The sequence below is a fragment of the Lacibacter sp. H407 genome, assembly GCF_037892605.1.
Lineage (GTDB): Bacteria > Bacteroidota > Bacteroidia > Chitinophagales > Chitinophagaceae > Lacibacter.
On the sequence record NZ_JBBKTU010000001.1, the window covers coordinates 4,054,143 to 4,078,174 of the forward strand.

Below are 24,032 nucleotides of genomic sequence, written 5' to 3' on the forward strand. Positions count from 1 at the left end.
CACAGGAATTTTATATAACAACTGTCGGGGGCGGCTGCGACCAGACCCGGGCCGACGGAATTTGCAATTGAATTACCGTTAAAGTATTCTGTTAAGTTTTATGTATTGAAGAAGCATAATTGTTTTGCCGTCTTTTATTTCCCCGCTTTCAATCATCGACATTGCTTTCTCAAAAGCAAGTTCTAAAACTTCAATGTTTTCTTCTTCGTGTTCTGCACCGCCACCGTCGTTTACCTTCATCTCGTTAGAATATTCTGCAATAAAGAAATACAACATCTCGGTAACAGAACCCGGAGACATGTAGGCTTCAAATACTTTTCGAACATCAGTTATTTTGTAGCCCGTTTCTTCTTCGGTTTCTCTTCTAATGCAATCTTCCGCATTATCTTTATCCAACAGCCCTGCACAGGCTTCAATTAGCATTCCTGTTTCATTCCCATTTACAAATGTTGGCAGACGAAATTGCCGGGTTAAAATAACTGTTTGTTGGTTTTTATTGTAAAGCAAAATAGTTGCACCATTACCTCTGTCGTACGCTTCTCTGCTTTGTGTAAGTTTTGTGCCGTCTTTTTTGGAATATTCATACGTTATTTTCCGTAGCACATACCAATTGTCAGAAAGAACTTTCGTGTCTAAAATTTTAATGTTATCGATCATTATTGAAGGTGTCTTGTTAAATTGTTACAAACGGGAAGTGCTTGCTGCTGTGCCGGCATTCATTGAATATGCTGCCCCGAACCGCTACCCAATTTTATTTTATTGTTGAAGATAAGAACTACAGTTGAATGTTATTCGTTACGCTGGAAACGCTGCTGATGCCTGCAAATAGCCGATATTGATTCCCTTGCCCCGCCATTGTAGCAAACCAAGGTTGTTTCTCAGCAATATCTCCTGAAAGGGACATTGCATTTAAATAATTTCGTGGCAACATAAATCACGCAACGTCCCATCATCTACCTGCAAACACCCCACCTTTATCTGTTGGGAAACGTTGCCGGGAAAAAGGATTGTTATTCCGTTACCCAATGAAAACCGTTCTTTATTAATTTAAAGTCTTTTAGTTCAACCGATTGCCTTTTGGCAGTAATAAAAACTGAATCGTTTTTAATTCTCCCTCGCAGCAATAGCGTAGTAGAATCAATGAACTCAAATTGAAACCGGCTTTTTATTTCTCGTGCTGTCAAAATTGAATCCAGCTTTATGTATGTACTTTCCTGTAAACCCAGCTCATTGTAAATTTCCTGTTCTTTTAACGTTAAGTTGGTTCTGTCGCCATACACTAACATTTCCTTTTCAGCAACTGATAAATCCATGTATGCAACGCTGTCACCATGCAGGCGAATCCTCTCCCGTGCACCTCCCATTACAATCTGTTTCCAGCGTAATGGGTTTTCAGTTGATAAGGTATCCTTATTCATAACAAATGCGTGAACATCATAAATTCCGGATAGTCCGGATTGACTTTTGCTGATTTCTCTGCTGTCCATTCTTTGCTTATACCCAATATAATCCTTCACCGAAAAAATGACAAAGTAACCGATCAACAAAAATTTCAGTACTGATTTTGAAATAGTGATCCACCGTTTGTTAAACACCGGAGCTTGTATAACCGGAAGTGAAGTTGTTTGATTGGTAAAGAAAAATTTGAACAAGCGATTTAAATGAGGAATCAGCAGCGAAAAAGCCATTACAAATAAAGCTGTGGGATACATTTTCGCATGAACATCGTAATTGAAATTTACTGCCATTACATTGGCAAGCGTAATCAAGGTGAGGATGGCTCCAAAAGTTGTTGTTCTGCGAAACAGCAGAAGTAATGCAGCACTTTCAGCAATGCCCATAAAAACATTGTAGCCATAAGAATACCCGAAAAAAGCCCAAGCTAAACTCATGGGCGACAGATTTCCAACAGGCTCCGACAAAGTATAAAAGCCGAGGTCGGGAAACTGCATTTTAAAAAATTTCTCCAGAGCAAAAATGAATAGCGTAAACGCCAGGTAATAACGAATAATGGCAGTGAACCAATAATAAAGCGTTTGATAGTTTGTACGTTTCCGGTCCAATACACTCCAGATAATTGTTCCTGACAGCGCAACCATTGCCATAATGAAATAAAGCAGATAGATGTATGTCCGGTCGTTATGCTGTCCGTCATATGGAGATAAGATCGTGCTCTGAACATGGAAGATGTGTGTTCCTGTCCATGCAACAATTGCATCTAAAAATGTGGCGAAACCTCTCTCGTAGTAGAAATAAGACAAAACAGGATTAACAGACCAGTCCAGTAAAACAATAAACAGGATGAAAAAAATAAATGCAAAACGAAATGCCATCTTGCTATAACTGTTCGAGGGCAACGGTTCAGTAGATAAATTTCCCATATTAACTATGTTTTGTGATCAGTTTCGGTTGTTGTTTACACCTGAACCCAACAAAGAATCTCACACATTAAGCCCGTTAAATGTAGCAAACCCGACGCAAAAATGAAGCGTTGCTTTTGTGAGTAGCCTTCTTGCGCCTTGCTATAAAATGCTTACAATTTTTTCTCAGCAATGCCTCCGGAAAGGGGCATTGCGTTTAAATGATTTCGTGGTAACATATATCACGCAACGCCCCTATCATCTATCTTCAAACACTTCAGCTTTATCTATTGGGAGACGTTGCTGAGAGAAAAGGGCAAAAGACTTTAAAATGTCCAGCCCAATGATGCACCATATATAAGTCCATTGTTTCCTGGTGTTCTTGCTTCGTGAATGTATTTTTGTCCACTTACATTTTGCATTTCAACTCCATCACTTGATAAAGTTGAACCAACTTTAGGCCAAAATTTAACTGTAGGTTGTAGAAAAAGTCCTTTCCACAGATAAATATTGTAGTAAGCACCTAAACCAACTGAAAACGTAGTATAGGTTTCCTCTTTTCCTTGGTGGTCGGTCATTTTAAAAATTGTTCCTTTTGGTTCAACCAATAAATTTAACCCTTTCCAAAAATATCCAACTCCAAATCCATAAGAAAATGGAGACTCAACAGTCGTGAATTTTTCTTTATCCTCCGTGGATAGTAAACTTGTGTACTTTAACCCGAAACCAAACGAGGCTTCTAATACTATGTTTTTCTTTGTTACATAGTTTAATGCGATGTTTCCGCCTTTTAGTAAAATAGGTTGGTGTAAACCTGATAGAATTGAAACATTGCCTATTTCTTTTCTGACAGGTTTTTCTCCTGATGTTTGTGCGTATATTGATAGACTACAAAATAACGCAACGGTAAATACGAATGGCTTCATTTTTATTTGCTTTTTAAATTAAATTATAGAGCAAAATTGAAGCAATGAAATCTTAAAAACATTCACATATGGTAATAAACAGCTAGAGCGATAAACTTTTTCTTATCCTACTTAACGATTGCGGAGTAATACCCAAATATGAAGCAATATAAATTTGAGAAACTCTGTCAAAAACGGCTTTCCTTTTTTCTATTAAGTCTAAATACCTTTCAGTTGCATCTTTATTTATAAATGAAACTTGTCTGCTTTGTTGAAATGCGTAGGCTCTATCAACAATGATTTTAAAGAATTTAAGTACGCTTGAATGCTTGTCTGCAATGATGTTCAGAAAGCTAAATGTAGCTAATTCAATTTCACAGTTTTCAAGTACCTGAATATTTATTTGGCAGTTTTGGTTGTATATATATGCTGGATAGTCTGAAATGAATGTAGGTGCTACAAAAAAATTTGTCGTTAAATCATTCCCGTTTTTGTCTATATAGTATCCTCTGCAAATTCCCTTTTTTAAATATCCTATTTTGTCTGAATTGTTTCCGTTGACTAAAAAGTGGTCTTTGTTTTTCAGTTCCAAATAGTTGAAATTCCTGATTAATTCATCCAGAATTTCATCGTCAATTTTAACGATTGAAGAAATATAATCTTTTAGTTCCATTCTGTCTATATTATGGTTTTCATAGGGTTGCACCTAACTTCGGCGGCTTTGGACAGGTGTGGAAATGACCTACTGTCCGCCGGAACATCTGTTGATGATTTTGTTTAGATGAAGTTAAGAACTAAAGCCCAAAAATGAACGTTCAGCCAGAACTGTAGACCGGAGATGCTGTGTCTTTTCATGAAAGGGGCTCGGCGTTGTTAATTTATTTGTTGCATTACGGCGAGTCGGTTGTACCAGACTCGCCTGCAAATGAAGGCACATTGCGTTTAAATGATTTCGTGGTAACATAAATCACACAACGTCCCATCATCTATCTGCAAACACTTCACCTTTATCTATTGGGAGATGTTGCTTTTACATTGAAATTTGCTGGTTAAATTGAGTTGGGAATTGGCATAGAATACAGAGAAAAAATTTCTCTACATTATCTTCTTTTATTGATAACACCTGAAATAGTAATACCGATCGCATTGGCGCTGTACGATGCATTGCTGGCATCCTTATAAGTCATGAGGGTGTATGAGAGTGCAAACAAACCATAACCGGCTTCAAACTGCAAACCCGGCACTGATGTAAATTTTGCATCCTGCCCCAAGCCATCAAACTTTAAATTGATTGCCTGGTGACTCACAATACCGGTTGCAAAACGCAGTTTCTTTACGGGTACATAGTTGAGCGATAATTGCAATGGAATACGTGTAAGGCGAATGTTTGCATTATCGGCTTTGGTAGTAAGATATTTAAAACCAATACTACCTCTCAGGAATAATTTTTCTGATTTGGTTAAACGTAACTCTCCGCCTGCAAACACGGTGCCTCCCTGCCCGGCGTTCATTTTTTGTACACTGCCATCGGTAAAATAAACTTCGGCAAGATTGTCGCCTCCAAATTCCAAAGCACCACCGAGTAAAAAGCGTAGCGGTTTTTGATTGGTAGAAGTTGTTTGTGCGTTGCTGACAAAGGCCGGGCTGAATAAAAGAAAAAAGATGATCCGTTTCATGTGGGCTTTACAGTTTTGTTTTGGGGCCCGAAATTAATGGAAAGAACGATTTCCTGATTTTCCTGATGAATGATTTTTAGAAGAACCCAACCACAGTCTGTTTTTTTTCGTACTGCTTCTACAACAAAACGTCTCCCAAATGAGAGACGTTAGTTTTAGAATGTTTTTCGGGTTTTAATTATTTACTCAATTGAACGAAAGCTGTGATCGTACACATAGTTGCCAACATTGATCCCCTGTGCTTCACCTTCAAGTGCAGCTTTTCTGAAATGAAACCCTACGTATATACGTGACAGTGAGTTATCTCTTGCCGCAACTAAAATACTCTTGTATGTTCGTGTAACACCGGGTAATGTTCCGCTGGTTTGCGACACTGAAATATTGCTGGTACCGAAAAACCGCATAAGAACCGCTGCAGCAGCGCCTCCGAAATTTGCATGAGCAGAAGGATATTCGGCAATTGGAGGTGTATATACATTTGCTGCCGGGTTTGCAAGATTGGGAGATTCAATATAAGAAGGGAGCCATGTTGCATCGCCTGCAGTAGACGGGTTTCCATCATCATTACCAAGTCTGATGGCTGTCTCGGGCCGCCAATAGAAATAATAATATTTTGCTTCAAAACAGGCGGTCACTCCATCTGTCATGGCAGTATGTAGTAACGCAAACAAGCGTGCTGTTTTCCATGCATCCATTTTTTTAGAAGCAATGATGTTTCGTGCATACCTGTTCCAACCAATGGTAGATCGTTCCACCCAGAAAACGCCGACCTCTGTTTCATTGGCTGTTCTTGTGTGATTCATTAATCCACCTTTTGATTTCACTTCGTTGTAATCACTTTCATATGCATCTGACTGAACAGGATCAGGTGCTACAGGTCTGAACTGTGCTGAGTTTTCAAGCACAAAGGTGGTCATTTTTGTACCCCATTGCTGAAGCCCTTTTACTTTGGGCATACCCACATTGGCGAAAGGAAGTGTAGAGCGATACTCCCCGGGCAACACACCATCAGGAGCTGGTAATTGCTGGTTGGCGATAGCAAAATTATCAGTTGACCGCTTTAGAATAATGGCATCGGCTGCAGCTTCTCCTACCTGCTTGCCCAGTTCTTTTTGATTGCCATCTGCAATAGTTGCAAGGCTTTCATTATACCATGCCAAAACAGGGAAAGTTCGCTGCAGGTTGAGTTTGGTAATAACATGGTATGCTGCACTGGCAACAGCCGCATCGGGAGATGCAAATTGCTCTCTCACATTCAACAGTGCATGACGCTCATATTTTGGTTTGATCGAATTCAATGCATCATGAACGGCGATCTGGATCATGGCAAAGTAACGGGATTGCGCAGGCGGTGTGTTAGGACCAGTTAAAACCGTTGCAGCCTTCTCGTTCCAATACATCACCATATCGTTGGAGGCAAAACCCGGATCATCAAATTTGCCGAGTAAAGCGGCACTTTCCTTATCTGTTACGTCGGGCTTTGAGCAGGATTCTACCAATGCCATTGCAAAAAGGCATGCGGCAAAAACAGAAACGTTGATTTTTTTCATACTGATGTTTTTTGTTTTGGTGAATGATTAGTTGCGGTTCCTGTTTAGGCATGAATTCGTAATTGTTCACAGGTATTACTGGATTAGATGAAGTAAATATCTACAGGAAATAAAAATAGTTGGTGGTACAAACACGACTTTGTTGAGCGCAGAAAAAGCGAATCGCACTGTTTAAGAGCATCTCTTTAAAAGTTGCCATTACATTTACCGCAGCGCAACAACATTCTTGAAGTTAAATTCCATGTTTCACTGCAAGCATCACAATCTTTTTGATTTTTCAACCGGGGAACAACATACTAACGGGGAACAACAAGAATGCCTGTTGCAAGGCTGGCATTTGTTCCTGTTAGCGAAATTGCTTGTCCATTTTTCCAGTATTTAGCACTAAGAGAAGTACTCCCTTCATATCCTGCTACATAAACGTCGCTTCCATCAACAGCAAGTGATGTTGCATATGAATAGGTTGTTCCGTTTGTAAGTGACACAGCTTGACCGTTTTTCCAGTACTTGGCAACTGAACCTGTTCCCCCAACTCTACCCAAAAAATCGCCTTCCCAACCTGCTACATAAACATCATTTCCAATAACAACAATTGAATTGGCAACAGCATGAACTGCTGTTCCGTTTGTAAGCGAAACCGCCTGCCCGTTTTTCCAGTACTTCGCCACATGAGCAGTTCCGTTTGATTCCGAGCCTGCTACATAAACATCATTTCCAACAACTGCAATTGAATTTGCGTAAGCCTGCTGTGATCCATCTGTAAGAGTAACGGGTTGAAAATTTTTCCAATATTTAGCAACTCCATTTTCCTGACCGGCAACATATACATTTGCGCCTACCACCGTTATGCTTGTTGCTTCAGCATTTGTAAGCCCATTGGTAAGTGCAATGGGTTGGCCATTTTTCCAGTACATCGCTACGAATTTAGATCCACTCCATTGCCACCCTGCTATATATACATCGTTACCTTCAATAGCAATTGAATTAGCAGATGAACCAACTGGCTCAGGAAGCAATACCTCCTGGCCATTTTTCCAATACTTGACCTTGCTATAAGGATTCATATCACTTTGATCCCCCACTACATACACATCGTTACCAACAAGAGCAATAGATCGTGCAATAGAATTAGTTAAAGAACCGAGTCGTACCACCTGACCGTTTCGCCAATATACCGGCATCCCGTTATCATCACCACTTATATAAATGTTTACCTGCGGCGTATCAATTTGTTTATTTACAATTATCTGTATGGTATCCATGGATGATAATCCGCCAGCATCTGTAATTTTTAATTGGAACAGGAAAGTACCTTCTGCCAAATTATTTACTTGTGTTTGTACAATAGTTGGATTGGTGATATTATATGAAGATGGGCCGGCTATTTTCGTCCAGAGATAACTTACAATTTTACTATCAGGATCAGTGGAGCAACTCCCGTCCAGCAAAACCATGTTAACAGGCAACGTAGTTGTTTGATCGTTGCCCGCACAAGCAACAGGGGGCTTGTTTGTAATGATGCTGTTGCATTCGAGACAGGAATACTTTTTCTTGCAAGACACAGCAATTGCAGCAATTATTATTACAAAGAGTATAGCAAACAAAGCCTGTTTCATTTCAATAAGATTAAGCAGTTGAACTTTGCAACATGAATTCCCTTTCGGATAGTTTTTAAAATTCCCTGCAGAGAAAGTGTTGAGAAAAAACTAAAATTGAATTTTCACTTTCGGACTATCATCTGTATTGCTGCCATAATAAAAAACATATAAACTGCCATAGCTGTACATACCGGCACCCTCTGGCCTTTTTTCTATAAAGTATTCATATAGATTGTTGGTATAGCTGTCTGAAATATAGTTTACCTCTACCCATGTAGAGTCAAAACCTCTTTGTATAAATACTTTTTTGGGAGCTGGATACCAATAGATATTTTGAACTTCAACTCCTGCATACCAGGGAAATATCCATTCCAGATTTGTGAAGATCAATTCTGAACCTGGATCCATTGGATCCCTCATATCTACAGTAACAGTATCCTTTCCAATTAGCCCACCTTTGTCAACAACAGTTAATTCGAACTGATAAGTTCCTTTTAACAGATTACGCACCTTTGTTTGCAACAAGTCGGGACTGTCAATTGTACTACGAGATGGCCCGGAAATTTCCTTCCAGCTATGTTGTACAATATCATCAGAAGGAGTATCGTGGACCCTTCCTTTTAATAGTAATGAGTCAGCAGGTAACACAATATAAAAATCTGGCCCGGCAAATGCCGCAGGTGCAGTATTTATTATTACAGTTGGAGTACTTATTGTGTTAGTAGAATATCCTGTAATGCGTTCCTCCTTTTCGCAGCCGGAGATAAAAATAAAAAGCAACAACAGCATTGAGATAAACTGCTTCATAACAAAGAAAATTTAAGATGGTTTAGATATTCAACTACATATAGTAACTAAAAAACAATCTTTACATCAGGTGTATCTTCCGGATTCTCGGTTTGATCTTCCAGTATCTCCAACCCATTATTATAGATGGTCCACATGTATTTGCTCCAGCTACCACTCATTGCTTCAACCCACTCAGTAAACAAGTCTCTTTTTACATACACCTTAAATGCAGTACCAGCAGGTATGAACGAGTGGAAATTTTCAATTCGTATGTTGCAACCCATCGGGCAGCTCCACTGCCGATCTTCAAAAATGAGTTCATTTTCCCCTTTTGTTTCTTTAAATACAGTTACAGAAACAGTGTCTTTACCGGTTAACCCTGCTTTGCTTATAATAGTCAGTTCAAATAAGTGGATCCCCGTTTCGAGATCACGTACATCTGTAACAAATGAACCTGAATTTTCTATGACGAAAGAACCGGTACCTCCAATCTTATTCCAAGAAATAGTTTGAATGCTTTGTGGATAATAAGTCGCCCCTTTCAGTGTACACGAATTAACAGGAAATATCATAAAGATATCTGTACCTGCAAACGCTTTTGGAGCATTTGGAGATTGATTTACAGCAGATGGAAGTGTTGCTTCATTTTTGCAGGAAATAAAAAGCAGTACAAAAAACAGCAGGAATAACAAGTTAGATTTTTGCATAACGGTGTAATTACCTATAAAAACAAGATTACCTTAAATATCTGCAGGAAATAAAAATAATAGGTGGTACAAACACGACATTATTGAATACCGAAAATGATTCTGCCATGAACTGAGAAACGAAGTATTTATTTGGTAAGGCCCAGAATTCTGCCGGGTGAGCGAAATTCTTCCGTAATAAAAAGATTGGGTGTAGTAACTGTGTAGGTCTTGTATTCCTTTACCAAATGCTGGTAATCATTGTAGCCGCTTTCGATTGCAATCGAAAACCAGTTTCGTTCAGGATGTGCATAGCGCAGCAATAGCGACTTGTGAAACCGTGAAAGTTTAAGAAATGTTTTTGGACAAACTCCAATCCGTTCCATTACTTTCCGTTCAAGTTGCCTGGGCGACAGATAGGCTTTTTTTGAAAGCTGATCAACAGTAAGAATTTCACCTGAGTTGATAAGACCATCTAAAATATAGTCTGCAGCAATGAGCGGTCTTGAAGATCTTACAGCCAGTACTTTCAAATATTCTTCAATGATCATGATCATTTCTTCATAAGAGCTTGCACCGGATAACCGGGAGTTGATGCCGTAAAGTTCCGGAGAAAACATCGCTTCTGCATCTTCACACTTATTTGTTAGCTCAGCAAAATTCAGTCCGGTGAGCCGGTGCAGTGCGCCCGGCCGGAACTCAACCGATATCATCAAAAATTCGGGTGTAGTAATTAACCGGTTGATCCTTTCAGTAAACTGTCCTGAAATAATGGAACGTGGCCTCTGTACAGTTATGCTGCTGGAGGGATATTCAATTGTTTCAGCGCCCCGGGGATAAAAAACAATGCATTGCTCCGGCCGCGGTGGGAAAGGTTTTAGCGGAACTGTTTTAGTACCATCAAAATAAAAATGACGTAAGCGGTAACGATAAATATACTCCCGTAATTCCGGAGCTGGTTGTATGTTACGGGATATCATATATCGTATTTCAAATTATGAGAAGAGATAAAATAAATTATACTAACTCCGGTATAGCAATGCCTTCCTTTATATCAAGATTATGATAGGATATAATTTTCCAACTATTTATTTTCTTTACCATCACCTGAACCAATCTCGTAAACATCCGTCCTTCCTTATCTGTGTGGATCAGATTAAAAGAGCCTGACTTATTAAATGCCGATACAGTTATTAATGTTTCCACAACGGCCACCTCATCAACCGGAAATTGCAAGTGAACCAATTTGTATTCGAACCGAGAGTTTTTGAATACATTCTTTAAAATCATGTCGTGTTTTTGAAAGAAGGTTTGATGCCCCTTAAAAAACATTCCAAAAATATTTGTGAAACTTCCATCTTCTGAAAATGCATTCGCATACATTTCTGCATTCCCTTCGTTCCAGCCCCTGGCCTGCTCATTGAGAATTTGTATTATGGAATCAGCATGCGGATGCGATGATGAAAATTCTTCTATGCCGGTTATTATGCTATCCTGCATCCCTGTACTGTTTTAAACTTGACGATAGTGATTTTCTACCGACAAAATAGGTAATGATCAGGTTAAATGCAAGTAATCGGAAAAGTATAAATAGAAGTTTCGATCTTATTAAAAAAATAGTATGTGTGTAACAACCCTACCAGCTATTAACTCCATGAACCATCAACCATGAACTATGAACTCTCAATACGTCGTGGTCATATCTTCATCTACACAAATAATATAATCGGCTTTAAACTTATGTTCGGCCAATAATGTATGGATGTCTTTCTGCAAAACAGTTGTTACCGTTGCGATCTTTAGTTCGGGATGTGCCTGTTTGAGATACCACACAATACCATCGTAATCAGCAGAGGCTTTGCCATCATGTTTATCGGAATGATAGCTGCCGTTGTAATGAATAAACAAACTACCGGGCACAAAATACTTCCACATAAAATGCGCCATGGTCGCATCTTTCGACGCCTGTGCCCGCACCATATTCATGGAGCCGTGACCGGCCATCATCGTCATCATGTTTTTGTATCCTGCCAATGTAGAATCAAACGAAAACGGCAATGGTGCGATCCATTTTTTCTCTGCATCGGGAAGTGTATCCAATGCTGCAACGCCGGATTTGGAAACCAAAGCTGCATACCTGCGTGGAATATTCGTAGCTGCAAATGCGATGTTGTTTGTTTTTGCAAAATTGACGAGTGGTGCATAATCGGTTTTATAGTTGGGCCATAACCTTGCAGCTGAATCGAGTCCTTTGGCCGATAATTTCCCTTGCAGGTATTGATCAAGTGCGGCTTGATTATCCTGTTCAAACATTTCAGCGCCTAATATCAAATTGCGATGCTGCTTTGCATCTTTGGTGATTTCCAGTTGCAGCCAATGGCTGATGGGATTATTATGAAACTCGCCAATAAGCACCATATCCTGTTTGATCAACTGCTTGAGCATACTGCCATAACTCACTTTCTTTCCCTTGGCATTGTATAACACATAGGCCGGTTTTTGTTGTGCTAAAAGAATTGAGCAGATAAAAACGAGTACGGTGGTAAAAAAGAGTTTCTGCATGTTGATTATTTAATGAAAAGTATTTCGGTAGATGTATTGATTCGCAAAAAATTGAAAAATTATCTGCTTACTTCTCTCGCCATATTTTTACTTTGATGATAATGCTTCGTTGTACAGTCACCTTACAGGTGAACAGACAACGGCATTCAAACTTTCATCACAAAAGATAATAGCTCAGGCTTCTCTTAATATCTTTTCCATTTTACGGCCTTTGGCCAACTCATCAACTAACTTATCAAGATAGCGGGTCTGTTGTGTTAATGGATTTTGAATTTCTTCTACCCGATAACCACAGATAACCCCTGTAATAAGATGCGCATTGGCATGGAGCTTTGCCTGCTGAAAAAATTGTTCAAAAGTTACTTTTTCGTCAATTAGCTTCTGCAGCTTCTTTTCATTATATCCGGTAAGCCATTCAATTACCTGGTGCAGCTCTTCTTTTGTTCGTCCTTTCTTTTCCACCTTTGTAACATAATGAGGATATACCGATGCGAAGGTCATTTTTGCAATACGATCGTCATGATGAGCTGTGCTGTTCATGTTTGCTGTTTTAAGGTTTGCTGCAATTTATTTCAATCGTTCCAGTTGTCCTTTCCGTTTTACGATATTTTTGTAATCCCATTGAATAGCGCTTGCTTTTTTCAGCCAACGCTTTAGTTGAGCCTCATCAATTTCGGAAACGTTGTTGTAGAAAACAGATGCGTCTTTAAATTTTTTGCCCACCACATTCAAACCATCTTCTTCAAAAGAAGCACCACTCCAAAACATTAACCGGATACCCGGCTTTTGTTTACTGTACCCAACAATTGGATTGCCTTCCAAAAACCAAACCGGGTGGGCATGCCATACTTTACTTTCCGCTTCAGAAAGTTCACTGTCAATGATAGTTGCAAGACGGTTACAAATTACTTTGTCGGCAGCAGTTTGCTTGTTGTTGTATGATTTGATGTCGGTATGCATTTGCGATGTTGTTTAGCTTTCATGTATAAATTTCATGGATGTCACTAAAAAGTAATCAAACTTTTCAGAAACCGCATCCGCTTTCGTTCATGCCGTATTCGTATCAGTCCGCCTAAAAAAAAGATAAGTCCGAATATTAAAAAATAACCTCCTTCACGCATTATCTCAACACCATACCTTATACTAAGTCCTGTCCGAAAGTCTCCATCGATAAGCTTAAGAATCCCGGTCGCAATGGCAATAGCCCCAACAATAGGAAACAGGTATTGTAAAATCATCCAAAAATTAAACTCTTCGGGTTCTTTTCTATGAAAAAAGTATTCCCGAAGCTTGCCTTCATTTATCGCTTTAAGAATGTAGTCTTTTGTATCATCAGACAATTCGTAATCCTTACTTTTTACTAAATGTCCGAGCATAAAAGCGATTTCCCTATCATTACTTGAGTATTTCTCAATATTTAAAAACACAGAAAATAATACTTCATTGCTTGCAAACTCTTTTGATTTCATGAGTTTCTTAAAAAGTGGTTTGAAGTTATACTCGTCGAACATCTTTAGATATTTGCAAAATTACCTACGTTGAATAAAGTTTATATTGCTTCACTATAAAAACTACAGTCGGGCTTTCGTACCTCGTACTTCTTACCTCCTACTTCGGCATCACTCAAACCGCAGCGCCTTCACCGGACTCATCTTCCTCACCAACAACGAAGGAATAAATAAAATTAAAAAGCTTACGACAAATGTAACGACGTTGATGAGCACTACCTGCCACCACAATACACGAATGGGTGCAGTAGAAACATAGTACGCAGCTTCATCCAGTTTAATAAAGCCTGTTGTTTGTTGCAGCCAGCAAATACCAAGACCCAACACGGTGCCTAATGTTAATCCTACCAAAGTAATGATCAATGCCTGGTTCCAGAAAATCACCTGTACCTGCCCGTTAGTTGCACCGGTGGCTTTGAGCAACCCTATCATACGAGAGCGTTCAAGTACAAGAATAATTAAGCAGGAAATTAAATTGATGACTGCTACAATACACATGATGATTAAGATCACCGTTTTATTGGTGCTTTGTAATGCCAGCCAATCGAAGATGTTCGGATAAATTTCACGCAGCGGTGTACTGAACCAAACAACAGGTAACTGATCGAGCAGTTGATTGTTGGTTTTGTAATCGGTGCGGTAATCTTTCAAGGTTATTTCATAACCCCCGATCTGTGTATTACTCCATCCGTTTAAACGCCGGATGAGATTCATATCAATGATCGCAAATGTTTTATCGTATTCCTCGATCCCTGTTTTATAAATACCGCTTACGGTAACAGGCCGCACACGGGGGGCCGTGCTGTTGTTATCAATAAAATAAATAAGGATCCGGTCGCCCACTTTGGCATTGATCTGCTTGGCCGTGTACGTTGAAATAACGATCTCGTTGTTCTGTACACTATCGTCAAACGCCAGCCACTTTCCTTCCTGCATGAAAGGTTGTAACCGTTTGCTGGAAAATTGTTTGTCCACTCCTTTCAACAATACCCCTTCAATGGTTTCATTGGTTTTCAACATTGCCGATTTGGTTGCAAATGCATCCACCAGTTGCACATTGGGATGTGATTTGAGGATTTGATAAACCGAATCGTTTTGCTCCACCGGCAATTCTTCTGCCAAACCCGAAGCTGACGATTGTTGCTGCTGTACCCGCAAGTGTCCCCAAAAGCTGAATACTTTGCTGCTGACGGTGTATTGAAAGCCTTCTACAAATGCAAAGGCCAGGATCATGACTGCTACACTGATGGCTGTGGCCACCGTTGACAAGCGGATGATGAACCTTGAAAAGGATTGATTCTTTTGAAAAACCAACCGGCGTGCTATAAAGGAGGCAATGTTCAAATCTTTATCTTTGAAAGGTTGTAAAACTAATGGTTTCTGTGAATAAAGGTTGCCAACCTTGTATGGGGTTGCAGATTTTTTCAGCATTTTACAAGAAGGTTGGCAACCTTGCACAAAAAGCAACTATTTCCACTTGTTTTGAATCTCTGTAACGTCAGGTTATAAATAAACAGCATCATGCACCAGATCAAACGCCTTTTTCCTTTTCTTGTTTCAGGTTTCTTTTTCTGCAGCACCGTTGCTGCACAGCAGGCCGATAAAATATACAAAAGCAATATCCGTTCGGTCAAGTTCCATGCAAAAGGCGATCAGCTGAGCTACCCCATTATGCGGTTGAACAGTAACGATCAGCTGGAGCTTCATTTTGATGATATGGATGCCGATGTAAAATATTATTCCTACACATTTGCACTTTGCAATGCCGACTGGACACCCGCCATGGTAAGTCAGTTCGATTATATGAAAGGATTTTCGAACGTACGCATCAACACCTATCGCAATTCTTCGCTTGTACTTACCCGTTATACGCATTATACCTGCAACCTGCCCGACCGGAATACATCGCCCACCAAAAGCGGCAATTATATTTTGAAAGTTTTTGTAAATGGCGATACATCGCAAGTGGCATTTACCAAGCGTTTTTTGGTGCTTGATACAAGAATTACTGCCGGCGCTACAGTAGTGCAGCCGTTCAATACGTTTATTGGTAAAACACATCAGAAATTACAGTTCAGCGTTAATGCACAAAACATTAAACCCACCAATATTTTTCAACAGATCAAAGTAGTGATTCTGCAGAACTATCGTTGGGATAATAGTATTACCAACCTTCAGCCAACATTTATCCGCCAGAATATTCTTGAATACAATACCGAAAACCAGGCATTGTTTCCGGCACAGAAAGAATGGCGATGGGTTGATCTTACAAGTTTCCGTTTACAAACCGATCGTGTAGAGAAAGGTGATTATACCAACACGGGACAAACATTATACATAAAACCTGAAGGCGAACGGAAAGATCTGCGGTACATGTACTACCGGGATTTCAATGGCTTTTACCAGTTGATGAATATTGAACAGAACAATCCGTATTGGCAGGGCGATTATGCAACAGTATTGTTCCGCTATTCAACGCCCGATCGTTCAGCGATACCCAATAAAGATTTGTACATTTTTGGTGAGTTTACCAACTATGAATTAACGGATGCCAATCGCTTAATTTTTAATGAAGAAACAGGCATGTACGAAAACAAACAGATGTTGAAGCAAGCTTTGTACGATTATATTTATGTAACGAAGGATAAAAAAACAAATGAGGTAAGCACCGAAGTAACAGAAGGCAACTGGTGGGAAGCAGAGAACACATACACCATTCTTGTGTATTACAAACCATTGGGCGGACGTGTTGATGAATTAGTTGGCATGATGCAGGTAAACTCGTTGGCAAACAGACCGAACTTTAATAACAACAGAATATTGTAAGAACAGAATCGGTTTACATTATCAACCGCCGTCAGGTTTTAAACTACTGACAGGGTTTTGAACAAACTTTAAAACTTTCAACTTTTCAACCTTCAACTTTTCCCTCATTCCCCTATCTTTGCGCCGGCAGGTCTTGCACGACCAGCTCCTGCTGAACTCCCCCAGGGTGGGAACGCAGCAAGGGTAAGCGGTTGTAGCGGTGCGATGTAAGTAACCTGCCATTTTTTTCTTTTTCTGTTTGAAGATGCCCCTTTACAAACTGAGCATTTTTCATCTTCAAAACAACCAAACTTTTACAATGAAATTTTTTATTGACACGGCCGACCTCGCCCAAATCAAAGAAGCCAATGAATTAGGAATTCTTGATGGCGTTACTACCAATCCTTCGTTAATGGCCAAAGTAGGCATTAAAGGAACCGATGCCATCATGCAGCATTACAAAACCATTTGCGAATTGGTGGATGGCGATATCAGTGCAGAAGTGATCAGCACCGATTTTGCAGGCATGGTTGAAGAAGGTAAAAAACTGGCTGCAATTCACCCAAACATTGTGGTGAAAGTGCCGATGATCAAAGATGGTATTAAAGCCTTAAAATATTTTAGCGATAACGGTATTAAAACCAACTGTACGTTAGTATTCAGTGCGGGCCAGGCAATTCTTGCGGCAAAAGCAGGTGCTACATATGTATCTCCTTTTATTGGCCGTATTGACGATGGCGGTTGGGATGGTATGGAGTTGATCGGTCAAATTGCTAATATCTACTCATTGCAGGGTTTTGAAACAGAAATTCTTGCCGCATCGATCCGCACACCGTTGCACATTATCCAGGCAGCTGAATTAGGCGCAAATGTTTGTACCTGTCCGTTGAGTTCAATCCTTGGTTTGTTAAAACACCCGTTAACAGATATTGGCTTGGCGCAATTTTTAGAAGATGCAAAGAAGTTTCAATAAGTAAACTCTTTATCCACAAAAAGCTCCTGTAACCGGGAGCTTTTTTTTATGCATTGTATAAACGAATGAATACTACGCTGAAAGTTTTTCTACATCAAGCAATTCGTTATCCTTGTTTTCAATAAACTGTTTTCTGTAACGGGCAACCTGTGTCCAATAAATAATCCAACAGATCAACGCTCCCAACCCGAAGAAGAAACCAATAACAGGCATTAGGCTTGCAATAGCCAGGAGTGCATAAATATTACCGATATCTTTTGTTGGTGTTTGCTGCGTGTAGGTAATATTTAACCTGTCGCACTCCTGTTTTATGGAAGCCGCCAATTTATTGATCACTACAAACATCCAAATGAGATTAAAGAGTGGAATGAGTAGCAGCCATACCTGCGAAGGAACAATCCTTCTGTTTTGAATTGAAATTTGTTCTGCTGTTCGGTAAAGAGTCAATACAAAAAAAATGTATGGTACAAGAAATGCCAGCAAAAAGGCTAACTGAATAAGTCCACCCATCATCGTTTAATTTTAGAGGAAAGATAATAATCGTTCCCGTAATTCCTTCACTCCTTCTGTTGCCGGTTTTTCAATCGCAGTTACATTCTCTATTGCAGATGTATATGGAATCTTTTTATCGACAATGAATTTGGGAATAGCATCTGCAGCTATAGTAATTAATCCGGCTGCCGGGTAAACAATTAATGATGTGCCGACTACTGCAAAAAAATCGGCTTTCTCTACAATGGGCACAGCTTCTTCAATCATCGGCACCGCTTCTTCAAACCATACAATATGCGGACGAAGCTGTGCACCATCCTCCGCTTTATCTCCTAGCATAATATCACCTTTAACATCATAGATCAAATGCTCGTCACGTTCGCTACGCATTTTTAGTATCTGCCCATGCAGATGAAGAATATTGGTGGAGCCGCCACGTTCGTGCAAGTCGTCAATGTTTTGTGTGATGATGGTAACATCAAAATCATTTTCCAATTCAGCTAAACCAATATGTGCTGCATTGGGTTGGGCGTTCAACACATCCTTTCTTCTGTAATTATAAAAATCAAGCACCAGTTGCGGATTCTTTCGCCATGCACGTGGTGTGGCAACATCTTCTATTTGATAACCTTCCCATAAACCATCACTGTCACGAAATGTACGCAAGCCACTCTCGGCACTGATGCCTGCTCCGGTGAGTACAACCAGTTTCTTTTTGTGCATACATCAAAAATAAAGAAAGAGTTTAATCGATGCGGGTAAGTTCTTTGCCCGGCTTTGCATAACTGTACCTTGCCAGCTTCTCCGTTGCATAATACCCATCAATACCGAGTGAAGTAATGATGTTGGCTTTCTCCAAATCAAGAAAACCATCAGCAGCCAATATCTGTTCATCTGCAAACACAGCTGTAACTGCACCAATCACAAAAAATGTATTGTTGAATTTGATGGGAATGATCTCTTTTAATTCCATGGCATATTTCACCGGACTTTCAAACACAAATGGAGCTTTGCTGTGTTCCGTCAATTCTTCGGTTAACCCAACAGCGTTAAATTCACTCTCTGCATACTTTGCACTGGTTTGATGCGCCTGTTCAATGAGATTTGCAGGAATAAGATTGATAGTATATGCTCCCGTTTCTTCAATATTCCCGAGTGTATGCGGCGCAGCTTCACGTGGTCGGTTTACAAACCCGATGAGTGCAGGATCAGCTCCGATATGTACAATATTGCTGAAAATAGCGAGATTACTGACTCCTTCATTGTTAACAGTCGCAATTAAACTGGCACTTTTAAAACCACTGAGACTGTTGATGAAATTACCTCTGTAAAAACGTTCCCAACTCTGAATATCTGCCAAACTGAAGAAAGCCATTGTTCTTTTTGAATGCTAAACATTCTGCATTGAAAATTGTTGTGTTTTTCTATGAGTTCTGTTACGTTGATTTTTCCTCACCAATTGTTCAAGTCGCATCCGGCACTTGATGGAAGCCGTCCTGTTTATTTGATCGAAGAATGGTTATTTTTCCGTCAATACAAATTCCATAAGCAGAAGCTGCTGCTGCACCGTGCATCGATGCAGTTTTATGCACAATGGCTGAAAGAAAATACTTACGAGGTAAACTATATTGAAACAACCGAAGCAGAAAATGATGTACGCAAACTGATTGCTTCGTTGGCAAAACAACAGATCACTGAAATTCATATTGCTGATGTGGCTGATAACTGGTTATTGAAACGCATCAAAGAAACCTGCCTGCAGCACAAGATCAAACTCATCATTCATGCAACACCGGGCTTTTTGAATACGATGGATGAGGTAGCTGATTACTTCAGCAAAAAGAAAACTTATTTCCAAACCGACTTCTATACACATCAACGCAAGCTGCGAAAGATATTATTAGAGAAAGATGGCAAACCACTCGGCGGAAAATGGACCTTTGATGCAGAGAACAGGGAAAAATATCCGAAGAAGCAAACACCGCCTGTTGTAAAGTTTCCAAAACAAAACAGCTACATCAAAGAAGCTACCGACTATGTAGAAAAGCATTTTGCTGATAACTATGGTTCCGTTGATGCTCCGCACTTTTTTGTTTGCAGTTTTGATGAAGCGGAGCAATGGCTTGATGAATTTATTGAACAACGTTTTCAACAGTTCGGCATTTATGAAGATGCGATTGTAACGAAAGAAGACATCCTGCATCACTCGGTGTTAACTCCCATGCTTAACATTGGTTTGCTTACACCGCAACAGGTGTTGGACAAAGTGCTGAACGAGGCAGCGAAGCATAATATACCACTCAACTCATTAGAAGGTTTTGTGCGACAGGTCATGGGCTGGCGTGAGTTCATCCGCATTGTGTACGAACGTGAAGGCACAAAACAACGCACCACCAACTACTGGCAGTTCAAACGGAAAATACCGGAGAGTTTCTGGAATGGTACAACTGGAATTTTACCGATTGATGAAACAATAAAAAAAGTATTGAAGACGGGTTATTGTCACCACATTGAACGCCTGATGGTGCTGGGTAATTTTATGTTGCTCTGCGAATTTGATCCTGATGAAGTATATCGTTGGTTCATGGAACTATTTATTGATTCGTATGATTGGGTGATGGTGCCTAATGTATATGGCATGACGCAGTTTGCAGATGGCGGACTCATGACCACCAAACCCTACGTCAGCGGCAGTAATTACTTAATGAAGATGAGTGATTATGAGAAAGGTGATTGGCAACAAGTTTGGGATGGTTTGTTCTGGCGATTTATGCATGTACACAGGAGTTTCTTTTTACAAAATCCACGACTTGGTATGCTGATCAACACATTTGATAAGATGGCGGCTGAAAAACAGCAAACCCATTTGAAGAACGCTGAAAAATTTTTACAACAACTTGACCAATGAATTTTACAATAGAAGATAAAGACCGCATTATTGAAATGGCCTGGGAAGACCGTACTCCTTTTGAAGCTATTGAACTGCAGTTCGGCTTGAAGGAAAAAGATGTGATTGCTTTTATGCGTACCAATAGCAAACCATCTAGCTTTCGTATGTGGCGCAAACGTATGGCCGGTCGATCCACCAAACACATAGCTTTACGAGGTGATGATGTCAACCGTTTTAAATGTAATCGTCAACGTAGCATCAGCATGAACAAAATCAGCAAACGATAAACAATGAACATCCTCCTTACAGGTGCCAATGGTTATATCGGTCAGCGACTCATTCAATTGCTGTTGCAGGAGGATCATATCATTTATTGCTGCGTTCGAAACAAAGAACGTTTTGATGCTGAGTATCGTCACCCGAAAATTCATATTATTGAAATTGATTTTCTTAATCCGGGTACGGTGCAATTACCTGTCGAATTGGATGTGGCTTTTTATCTCATTCATTCCTTGACATCAGCTGCAGGCACATTTGAAGCAGAAGAACAAACCTGCGCAGAAAACTTCAATGCACTTATCAAACAAACGAATACGCAACAGATTATTTATCTCGGAGGCATTGTTAATGCGGCGCATTTATCGCAACACCTCACCTCCCGTTTACATGTGGAAAGTATTTTAAAAACAACCTCTATTCCGCTAACTATTTTACGTGCAGGTATTATTGTGGGTTCGGGCAGTGCATCGTTTGAGATCATTCGTGACCTTACAGAGAAACTACCGGTGATGATCACTCCACAATGGCTTAATACCAAATGCCAGCCCATTGCTGTGCGAAATGTATTGCAGTATTTAATGGGTGTGATGTTGAAAACATCAACCTACAATCAGGATTTTGATATTGGCGGAAATGAAATACTTACTTATAAACAAATGATCTTACAGTTTGCTGAAGTACGTGGACTGAAACGCTACATCTATACCTTACCTGTAATGACACCACGCATTTCTTCCTATTGGTTATACTTTCTTACGTCCACTTCTTATCCGCTTGCAGTGAACCTGGTAAACAGTATGAAAGTGGATGTGATTTGCCGACCAAATGATCTCGAAAAAGAATTAAACATAAAACCATTTACGTATAAAGAAGCGGTGGCACTTGCATTTGAAAAGATCGAACAGAACATGGTGGTGAGCAGTTGGAAAGATGCATTCAGCAGCAGCAAAACATCGTTGCAGTTAATGCAATACATGCGTGTACCGGAGTTTGGTTGTTACCGGGATGTAAAACAACGGGAGATAAAACCCGAGCAGGTGGATGCCATTTTAAAAAAGATCTGGAGCATTGGTGGCGGAACGGGTTGGTATTACGGCAATCATCTCTGGCTGCTACGTGGCTTTATTGATAAGTTATTTGGCGGTGTTGGTTTACGTCGTGGACGAACAAATACCAGCCGGATTGAAGCCGGTGATGCATTGGATTTCTGGCGTGTACTGGTAGCAGATAAAACACAAAAACGTTTACTGTTGTATGCTGAAATGAAATTACCCGGTGAAGCCTGGCTGGAATTCCGCATTATGAAGCTGAAAAATAAATTACAGTTAAGGCAGGTTGCAACCTTTCGTCCGAAAGGAATCTGGGGCCGTTTGTATTGGTACAGTGTAGTGCCTTTTCACTATTTTATTTTCAATGGCATGATCAATCAACTCATTAAAGAAGAGAAACAGAACGCATGAAAAAACATTTACCCAAGATCGCTGTCTGGCTCTTAGGCATTTTTTTTATTCTCGGCGGCGTCAATCATTTTATCAATCCTGATTTTTATTTGCCGTTGATACCCGATTACTTTCCGAATCATTCACTGCTCAACTATGTAAGTGGTGCAGGTGAAGTTTTAGCAGGCATTGCCGTATTGATTCCATCAACAAGAAAACTTGGCTGCAATGCCATCCTGTTTCTGTTGATTGCTTTTTTGCCTGCACATATTTACTTTATCCAGAAAGGTGGTTGCTTAAGCGATTCCTTGTGCGTACCTGCATGGGTAGCATGGGTTCGTTTGCTTGTGATACATCCCATTTTAATCTATTGGGCATACAAATGCCGTACAATTAAATAAACAGAAGATGAATTCATTTCCTGCAGAGTATGCTGCTATTCTTGAACGTATTGAAAACGTTGATCCCGTCCGTTACGGGAAAACGAGAAATTTTATTGATGGTGATGTTACCTATCTGTCGCCCTATATTTCACGTGGTGTGATCAGTGTAAAGCAGGTAAAAGAAATAGTACTGCAAAAAGGTTACAAACCTTACCAGGTAGAGAAATTTCTGCAGGAACTCGCCTGGCGTGAATATTTTCAGCGTGTGTGGCAGGCAAAAGGAACAGCAGCTATTAACACTGCGTTGAAACAAGAGCAGCTTGATGCAAAACATACACAAATGATCGGGTGTGTTGCAAATGCAGCAACAGGTATTGAAGCGATCGATGAGCAGATCAGCAAACTGTATGACACAGGTTATATGCACAATCATGCACGCATGTACACGGCATCCATTGTTTGTAATATCGGTAAAGCTCATTGGCAGCAACCATCGAAATGGATGTATTATCATTTGCTCGATGGCGATCTGGCAAGTAATAACTGCAGCTGGCAATGGGTGGCAGCAGCCTTCTCTTCAAAAAAATATTATTGCAACCAGGAAAACATCAACAAGAATTGCAACAGCAATCAACGCAATACATTTCTTGATAAGAGCTATGAAGAATTACCGGAGATGGATATCCCGGATGCATTGCAACAAACAGTTGCTTTATCATTACACACAGAATTGCCAACAGCAGCTGCAATCAACATTGATCCATCAAAACCTGTATTGATCTATAACTCCTACAACCTCGATCCTAACTGGCGCAAAGAAGAAGATGTCAACCGAATACTGTTACTGGAGCCATCGCATTTTACCAATTATCCGGTGAGTGGAAAAGTGCTGCAGTTCATTCTCGACCTGTCGAAGAATATTGAAGGCATACAGCTTTTTGTGGGTGAGTTGAATGAACTGATGCAATTAGCAGGCAATGCAGTCATCATCTCCAAAGAACATCCCGCCTTTGAACATTATACAGGAACTAAAGACAGCGGTGACTGGATGTTTCCGCAGGTTACAGGTTACTTCAATTCATTTTTCAGCTATTGGAAAAAATGTGAACGTTATTTATAGCAGTCGCTCAACCAAAG

Annotated in this window: 26 protein-coding genes and 1 other RNA gene; 8 read left to right on the plus strand and 19 right to left on the minus strand. The window is 40.0% G+C overall.

The window, feature by feature from the left end; all coding sequences use genetic code 11:
- Positions 1–78: 78 nt before the first annotated feature.
- From nudK to WG989_RS17560, 16 genes are all read right to left on the minus strand, one after another.
- Positions 79–657 carry a GDP-mannose pyrophosphatase NudK gene (gene nudK / locus WG989_RS17485; protein WP_340431339.1) on the minus strand — a complete coding sequence of 193 codons (579 nt, stop codon included), beginning with the start codon at positions 655–657 and terminating at the stop codon, positions 79–81.
- A gap of 353 nt (positions 658–1,010) precedes the next feature.
- Positions 1,011–2,381 (minus strand): hypothetical protein, encoded by a 1,371-nt coding sequence (locus WG989_RS17490; protein ID WP_340431340.1) that lies wholly within the window; start codon positions 2,379–2,381, stop codon positions 1,011–1,013.
- A gap of 305 nt (positions 2,382–2,686) precedes the next feature.
- Entirely contained in the window at positions 2,687–3,286 is a 600-nt protein-coding gene (locus WG989_RS17495; protein ID WP_340431341.1) for a hypothetical protein, read from the minus strand.
- A gap of 82 nt (positions 3,287–3,368) precedes the next feature.
- The gene (locus tag WG989_RS17500; protein ID WP_340431342.1) at positions 3,369–3,938 is read right to left on the minus strand and encodes a Crp/Fnr family transcriptional regulator; all 570 of its coding nucleotides are present in this window, start codon (positions 3,936–3,938) and stop codon (positions 3,369–3,371) included.
- Positions 3,939–4,365: 427 nt separating this feature from the next.
- Positions 4,366–4,941 (minus strand): hypothetical protein, encoded by a 576-nt coding sequence (locus tag WG989_RS17505; protein ID WP_340431343.1) that lies wholly within the window; start codon positions 4,939–4,941, stop codon positions 4,366–4,368.
- Positions 4,942–5,123: 182 nt separating this feature from the next.
- Entirely contained in the window at positions 5,124–6,491 is a 1,368-nt protein-coding gene (locus WG989_RS17510; RefSeq protein WP_340431344.1) for a vanadium-dependent haloperoxidase, read from the minus strand.
- Positions 6,492–6,787: 296 nt separating this feature from the next.
- On the minus strand, positions 6,788–8,107 hold the full coding sequence (locus WG989_RS17515; protein WP_340431345.1) for a PKD domain-containing protein: 1,320 nt from the start codon (positions 8,105–8,107) through the stop codon (positions 6,788–6,790).
- Between the two features lie 90 nt (positions 8,108–8,197).
- Positions 8,198–8,896 carry a PKD domain-containing protein gene (locus WG989_RS17520; protein WP_340431346.1) on the minus strand — a complete coding sequence of 233 codons (699 nt, stop codon included), beginning with the start codon at positions 8,894–8,896 and terminating at the stop codon, positions 8,198–8,200.
- Between the two features lie 47 nt (positions 8,897–8,943).
- Complete coding sequence (locus WG989_RS17525) at positions 8,944–9,585, minus strand: PKD domain-containing protein (RefSeq protein WP_340431347.1); 642 nt, start codon at positions 9,583–9,585, stop codon at positions 8,944–8,946.
- A 128-nt stretch (positions 9,586–9,713) separates the two neighbouring features.
- Complete coding sequence (locus WG989_RS17530; protein WP_340431348.1) at positions 9,714–10,544, minus strand: DUF6597 domain-containing transcriptional factor; 831 nt, start codon at positions 10,542–10,544, stop codon at positions 9,714–9,716.
- Positions 10,545–10,581: 37 nt separating this feature from the next.
- Positions 10,582–11,064: an SgcJ/EcaC family oxidoreductase gene (locus WG989_RS17535; protein WP_340431349.1), complete on the minus strand. Its 483-nt coding sequence runs from the start codon at positions 11,062–11,064 to the stop codon at positions 10,582–10,584.
- A gap of 183 nt (positions 11,065–11,247) precedes the next feature.
- On the minus strand, positions 11,248–12,126 hold the full coding sequence (locus WG989_RS17540; RefSeq protein WP_340431350.1) for a ChaN family lipoprotein: 879 nt from the start codon (positions 12,124–12,126) through the stop codon (positions 11,248–11,250).
- 174 nt (positions 12,127–12,300) lie between these two features.
- Positions 12,301–12,666: a DUF2200 domain-containing protein gene (locus tag WG989_RS17545; protein WP_340431351.1), complete on the minus strand. Its 366-nt coding sequence runs from the start codon at positions 12,664–12,666 to the stop codon at positions 12,301–12,303.
- A 27-nt stretch (positions 12,667–12,693) separates the two neighbouring features.
- Positions 12,694–13,086 (minus strand): DUF1801 domain-containing protein, encoded by a 393-nt coding sequence (locus WG989_RS17550; RefSeq protein ID WP_340431352.1) that lies wholly within the window; start codon positions 13,084–13,086, stop codon positions 12,694–12,696.
- Between the two features lie 44 nt (positions 13,087–13,130).
- Entirely contained in the window at positions 13,131–13,595 is a 465-nt protein-coding gene (locus tag WG989_RS17555) for a hypothetical protein (RefSeq protein ID WP_340431353.1), read from the minus strand.
- Positions 13,596–13,745: 150 nt separating this feature from the next.
- Positions 13,746–15,065 carry an ABC transporter permease gene (locus WG989_RS17560; protein WP_340431354.1) on the minus strand — a complete coding sequence of 440 codons (1,320 nt, stop codon included), beginning with the start codon at positions 15,063–15,065 and terminating at the stop codon, positions 13,746–13,748.
- A 90-nt stretch (positions 15,066–15,155) separates the two neighbouring features.
- On the opposite strand from WG989_RS17560, the gene WG989_RS17565 reads away from it, so the two are divergent.
- The 3 genes from WG989_RS17565 to fsa all read left to right on the plus strand — a co-directional run bounded on the left by WG989_RS17565 (position 15,156) and on the right by fsa (position 17,412).
- The gene (locus tag WG989_RS17565; RefSeq protein WP_340431355.1) at positions 15,156–16,460 is read left to right on the plus strand and encodes a type IX secretion system plug protein; all 1,305 of its coding nucleotides are present in this window, start codon (positions 15,156–15,158) and stop codon (positions 16,458–16,460) included.
- Between the two features lie 124 nt (positions 16,461–16,584).
- Positions 16,585–16,684: signal recognition particle sRNA small type (gene ffs / locus WG989_RS17570), an RNA gene on the plus strand.
- A gap of 74 nt (positions 16,685–16,758) precedes the next feature.
- Positions 16,759–17,412, plus strand: a complete 654-nt coding sequence (fsa, locus tag WG989_RS17575) for a fructose-6-phosphate aldolase (protein WP_340431356.1) — start codon at positions 16,759–16,761, stop codon at positions 17,410–17,412.
- A gap of 72 nt (positions 17,413–17,484) precedes the next feature.
- Here the strand turns inward: fsa and WG989_RS17580 are convergent, their stop codons facing one another.
- Genes WG989_RS17580 through WG989_RS17590 form a run of 3 tightly spaced genes read right to left on the minus strand, consistent with a single transcriptional unit; the run spans position 17,485 to position 19,279 of the window.
- Positions 17,485–17,922 carry a hypothetical protein gene (locus WG989_RS17580; RefSeq protein ID WP_340431357.1) on the minus strand — a complete coding sequence of 146 codons (438 nt, stop codon included), beginning with the start codon at positions 17,920–17,922 and terminating at the stop codon, positions 17,485–17,487.
- Between the two features lie 12 nt (positions 17,923–17,934).
- Positions 17,935–18,627 (minus strand): Sir2 family NAD-dependent protein deacetylase, encoded by a 693-nt coding sequence (locus WG989_RS17585; RefSeq protein ID WP_340431358.1) that lies wholly within the window; start codon positions 18,625–18,627, stop codon positions 17,935–17,937.
- A gap of 22 nt (positions 18,628–18,649) precedes the next feature.
- Positions 18,650–19,279 (minus strand): flavin reductase family protein, encoded by a 630-nt coding sequence (locus WG989_RS17590; protein WP_340431359.1) that lies wholly within the window; start codon positions 19,277–19,279, stop codon positions 18,650–18,652.
- A 51-nt stretch (positions 19,280–19,330) separates the two neighbouring features.
- Between WG989_RS17590 and WG989_RS17595 the strand changes: the two genes are divergently transcribed.
- Genes WG989_RS17595 through WG989_RS17615 form a run of 5 tightly spaced genes read left to right on the plus strand, consistent with a single transcriptional unit; the run spans position 19,331 to position 24,015 of the window.
- Positions 19,331–20,812: a cryptochrome/photolyase family protein gene (locus tag WG989_RS17595; protein WP_340431360.1), complete on the plus strand. Its 1,482-nt coding sequence runs from the start codon at positions 19,331–19,333 to the stop codon at positions 20,810–20,812.
- The gene (locus WG989_RS17600) at positions 20,809–21,081 is read left to right on the plus strand and encodes a TIGR03643 family protein (RefSeq protein WP_340431361.1); all 273 of its coding nucleotides are present in this window, start codon (positions 20,809–20,811) and stop codon (positions 21,079–21,081) included. Before WG989_RS17595 ends, WG989_RS17600 begins: the two co-directional genes overlap by 4 nt.
- Positions 21,082–21,084: 3 nt before the next feature.
- Positions 21,085–22,533 carry an SDR family oxidoreductase gene (locus tag WG989_RS17605; RefSeq protein ID WP_340431362.1) on the plus strand — a complete coding sequence of 483 codons (1,449 nt, stop codon included), beginning with the start codon at positions 21,085–21,087 and terminating at the stop codon, positions 22,531–22,533.
- Positions 22,530–22,913, plus strand: coding sequence for a DoxX-related protein (locus WG989_RS17610; protein ID WP_340431363.1), 384 nt, complete (start codon positions 22,530–22,532; stop codon positions 22,911–22,913). The genes WG989_RS17605 and WG989_RS17610 overlap by 4 nt, the downstream gene beginning before the upstream one ends.
- A 7-nt stretch (positions 22,914–22,920) precedes the next feature.
- Positions 22,921–24,015, plus strand: a complete 1,095-nt coding sequence (locus WG989_RS17615; RefSeq protein WP_340431364.1) for an FAD-binding domain-containing protein — start codon at positions 22,921–22,923, stop codon at positions 24,013–24,015.
- Positions 24,016–24,032 lie beyond the last annotated feature (17 nt).

Bases quoted from the DNA above. Each gene is read 5' to 3' on its own strand.
- nudK (WP_340431339.1), bottom strand. From the start codon at position 657: ATGATCGATAACATTAAAATTTTAGACACGAAAGTTCTTTCTGACAAT.
- WG989_RS17490 (WP_340431340.1), bottom strand. From the start codon at position 2,381: ATGGGAAATTTATCTACTGAACCGTTGCCCTCGAACAGTTATAGCAAG.
- WG989_RS17495 (WP_340431341.1), bottom strand. From the start codon at position 3,286: ATGAAGCCATTCGTATTTACCGTTGCGTTATTTTGTAGTCTATCAATA.
- WG989_RS17500 (WP_340431342.1), bottom strand. From the start codon at position 3,938: ATGGAACTAAAAGATTATATTTCTTCAATCGTTAAAATTGACGATGAA.
- WG989_RS17505 (WP_340431343.1), bottom strand. From the start codon at position 4,941: ATGAAACGGATCATCTTTTTTCTTTTATTCAGCCCGGCCTTTGTCAGC.
- WG989_RS17510 (WP_340431344.1), bottom strand. From the start codon at position 6,491: ATGAAAAAAATCAACGTTTCTGTTTTTGCCGCATGCCTTTTTGCAATG.
- WG989_RS17515 (WP_340431345.1), bottom strand. From the start codon at position 8,107: ATGAAACAGGCTTTGTTTGCTATACTCTTTGTAATAATAATTGCTGCA.
- WG989_RS17520 (WP_340431346.1), bottom strand. From the start codon at position 8,896: ATGAAGCAGTTTATCTCAATGCTGTTGTTGCTTTTTATTTTTATCTCC.
- WG989_RS17525 (WP_340431347.1), bottom strand. From the start codon at position 9,585: ATGCAAAAATCTAACTTGTTATTCCTGCTGTTTTTTGTACTGCTTTTT.
- WG989_RS17530 (WP_340431348.1), bottom strand. From the start codon at position 10,544: ATGATATCCCGTAACATACAACCAGCTCCGGAATTACGGGAGTATATT.
- WG989_RS17535 (WP_340431349.1), bottom strand. From the start codon at position 11,064: ATGCAGGATAGCATAATAACCGGCATAGAAGAATTTTCATCATCGCAT.
- WG989_RS17540 (WP_340431350.1), bottom strand. From the start codon at position 12,126: ATGCAGAAACTCTTTTTTACCACCGTACTCGTTTTTATCTGCTCAATT.
- WG989_RS17545 (WP_340431351.1), bottom strand. From the start codon at position 12,666: ATGAACAGCACAGCTCATCATGACGATCGTATTGCAAAAATGACCTTC.
- WG989_RS17550 (WP_340431352.1), bottom strand. From the start codon at position 13,086: ATGCATACCGACATCAAATCATACAACAACAAGCAAACTGCTGCCGAC.
- WG989_RS17555 (WP_340431353.1), bottom strand. From the start codon at position 13,595: ATGAAATCAAAAGAGTTTGCAAGCAATGAAGTATTATTTTCTGTGTTT.
- WG989_RS17560 (WP_340431354.1), bottom strand. From the start codon at position 15,065: ATGCTGAAAAAATCTGCAACCCCATACAAGGTTGGCAACCTTTATTCA.
- WG989_RS17565 (WP_340431355.1), top strand. From the start codon at position 15,156: ATGCACCAGATCAAACGCCTTTTTCCTTTTCTTGTTTCAGGTTTCTTT.
- fsa (WP_340431356.1), top strand. From the start codon at position 16,759: ATGAAATTTTTTATTGACACGGCCGACCTCGCCCAAATCAAAGAAGCC.
- WG989_RS17580 (WP_340431357.1), bottom strand. From the start codon at position 17,922: ATGGGTGGACTTATTCAGTTAGCCTTTTTGCTGGCATTTCTTGTACCA.
- WG989_RS17585 (WP_340431358.1), bottom strand. From the start codon at position 18,627: ATGCACAAAAAGAAACTGGTTGTACTCACCGGAGCAGGCATCAGTGCC.
- WG989_RS17590 (WP_340431359.1), bottom strand. From the start codon at position 19,279: ATGGCTTTCTTCAGTTTGGCAGATATTCAGAGTTGGGAACGTTTTTAC.
- WG989_RS17595 (WP_340431360.1), top strand. From the start codon at position 19,331: ATGAGTTCTGTTACGTTGATTTTTCCTCACCAATTGTTCAAGTCGCAT.
- WG989_RS17600 (WP_340431361.1), top strand. From the start codon at position 20,809: ATGAATTTTACAATAGAAGATAAAGACCGCATTATTGAAATGGCCTGG.
- WG989_RS17605 (WP_340431362.1), top strand. From the start codon at position 21,085: ATGAACATCCTCCTTACAGGTGCCAATGGTTATATCGGTCAGCGACTC.
- WG989_RS17610 (WP_340431363.1), top strand. From the start codon at position 22,530: ATGAAAAAACATTTACCCAAGATCGCTGTCTGGCTCTTAGGCATTTTT.
- WG989_RS17615 (WP_340431364.1), top strand. From the start codon at position 22,921: ATGAATTCATTTCCTGCAGAGTATGCTGCTATTCTTGAACGTATTGAA.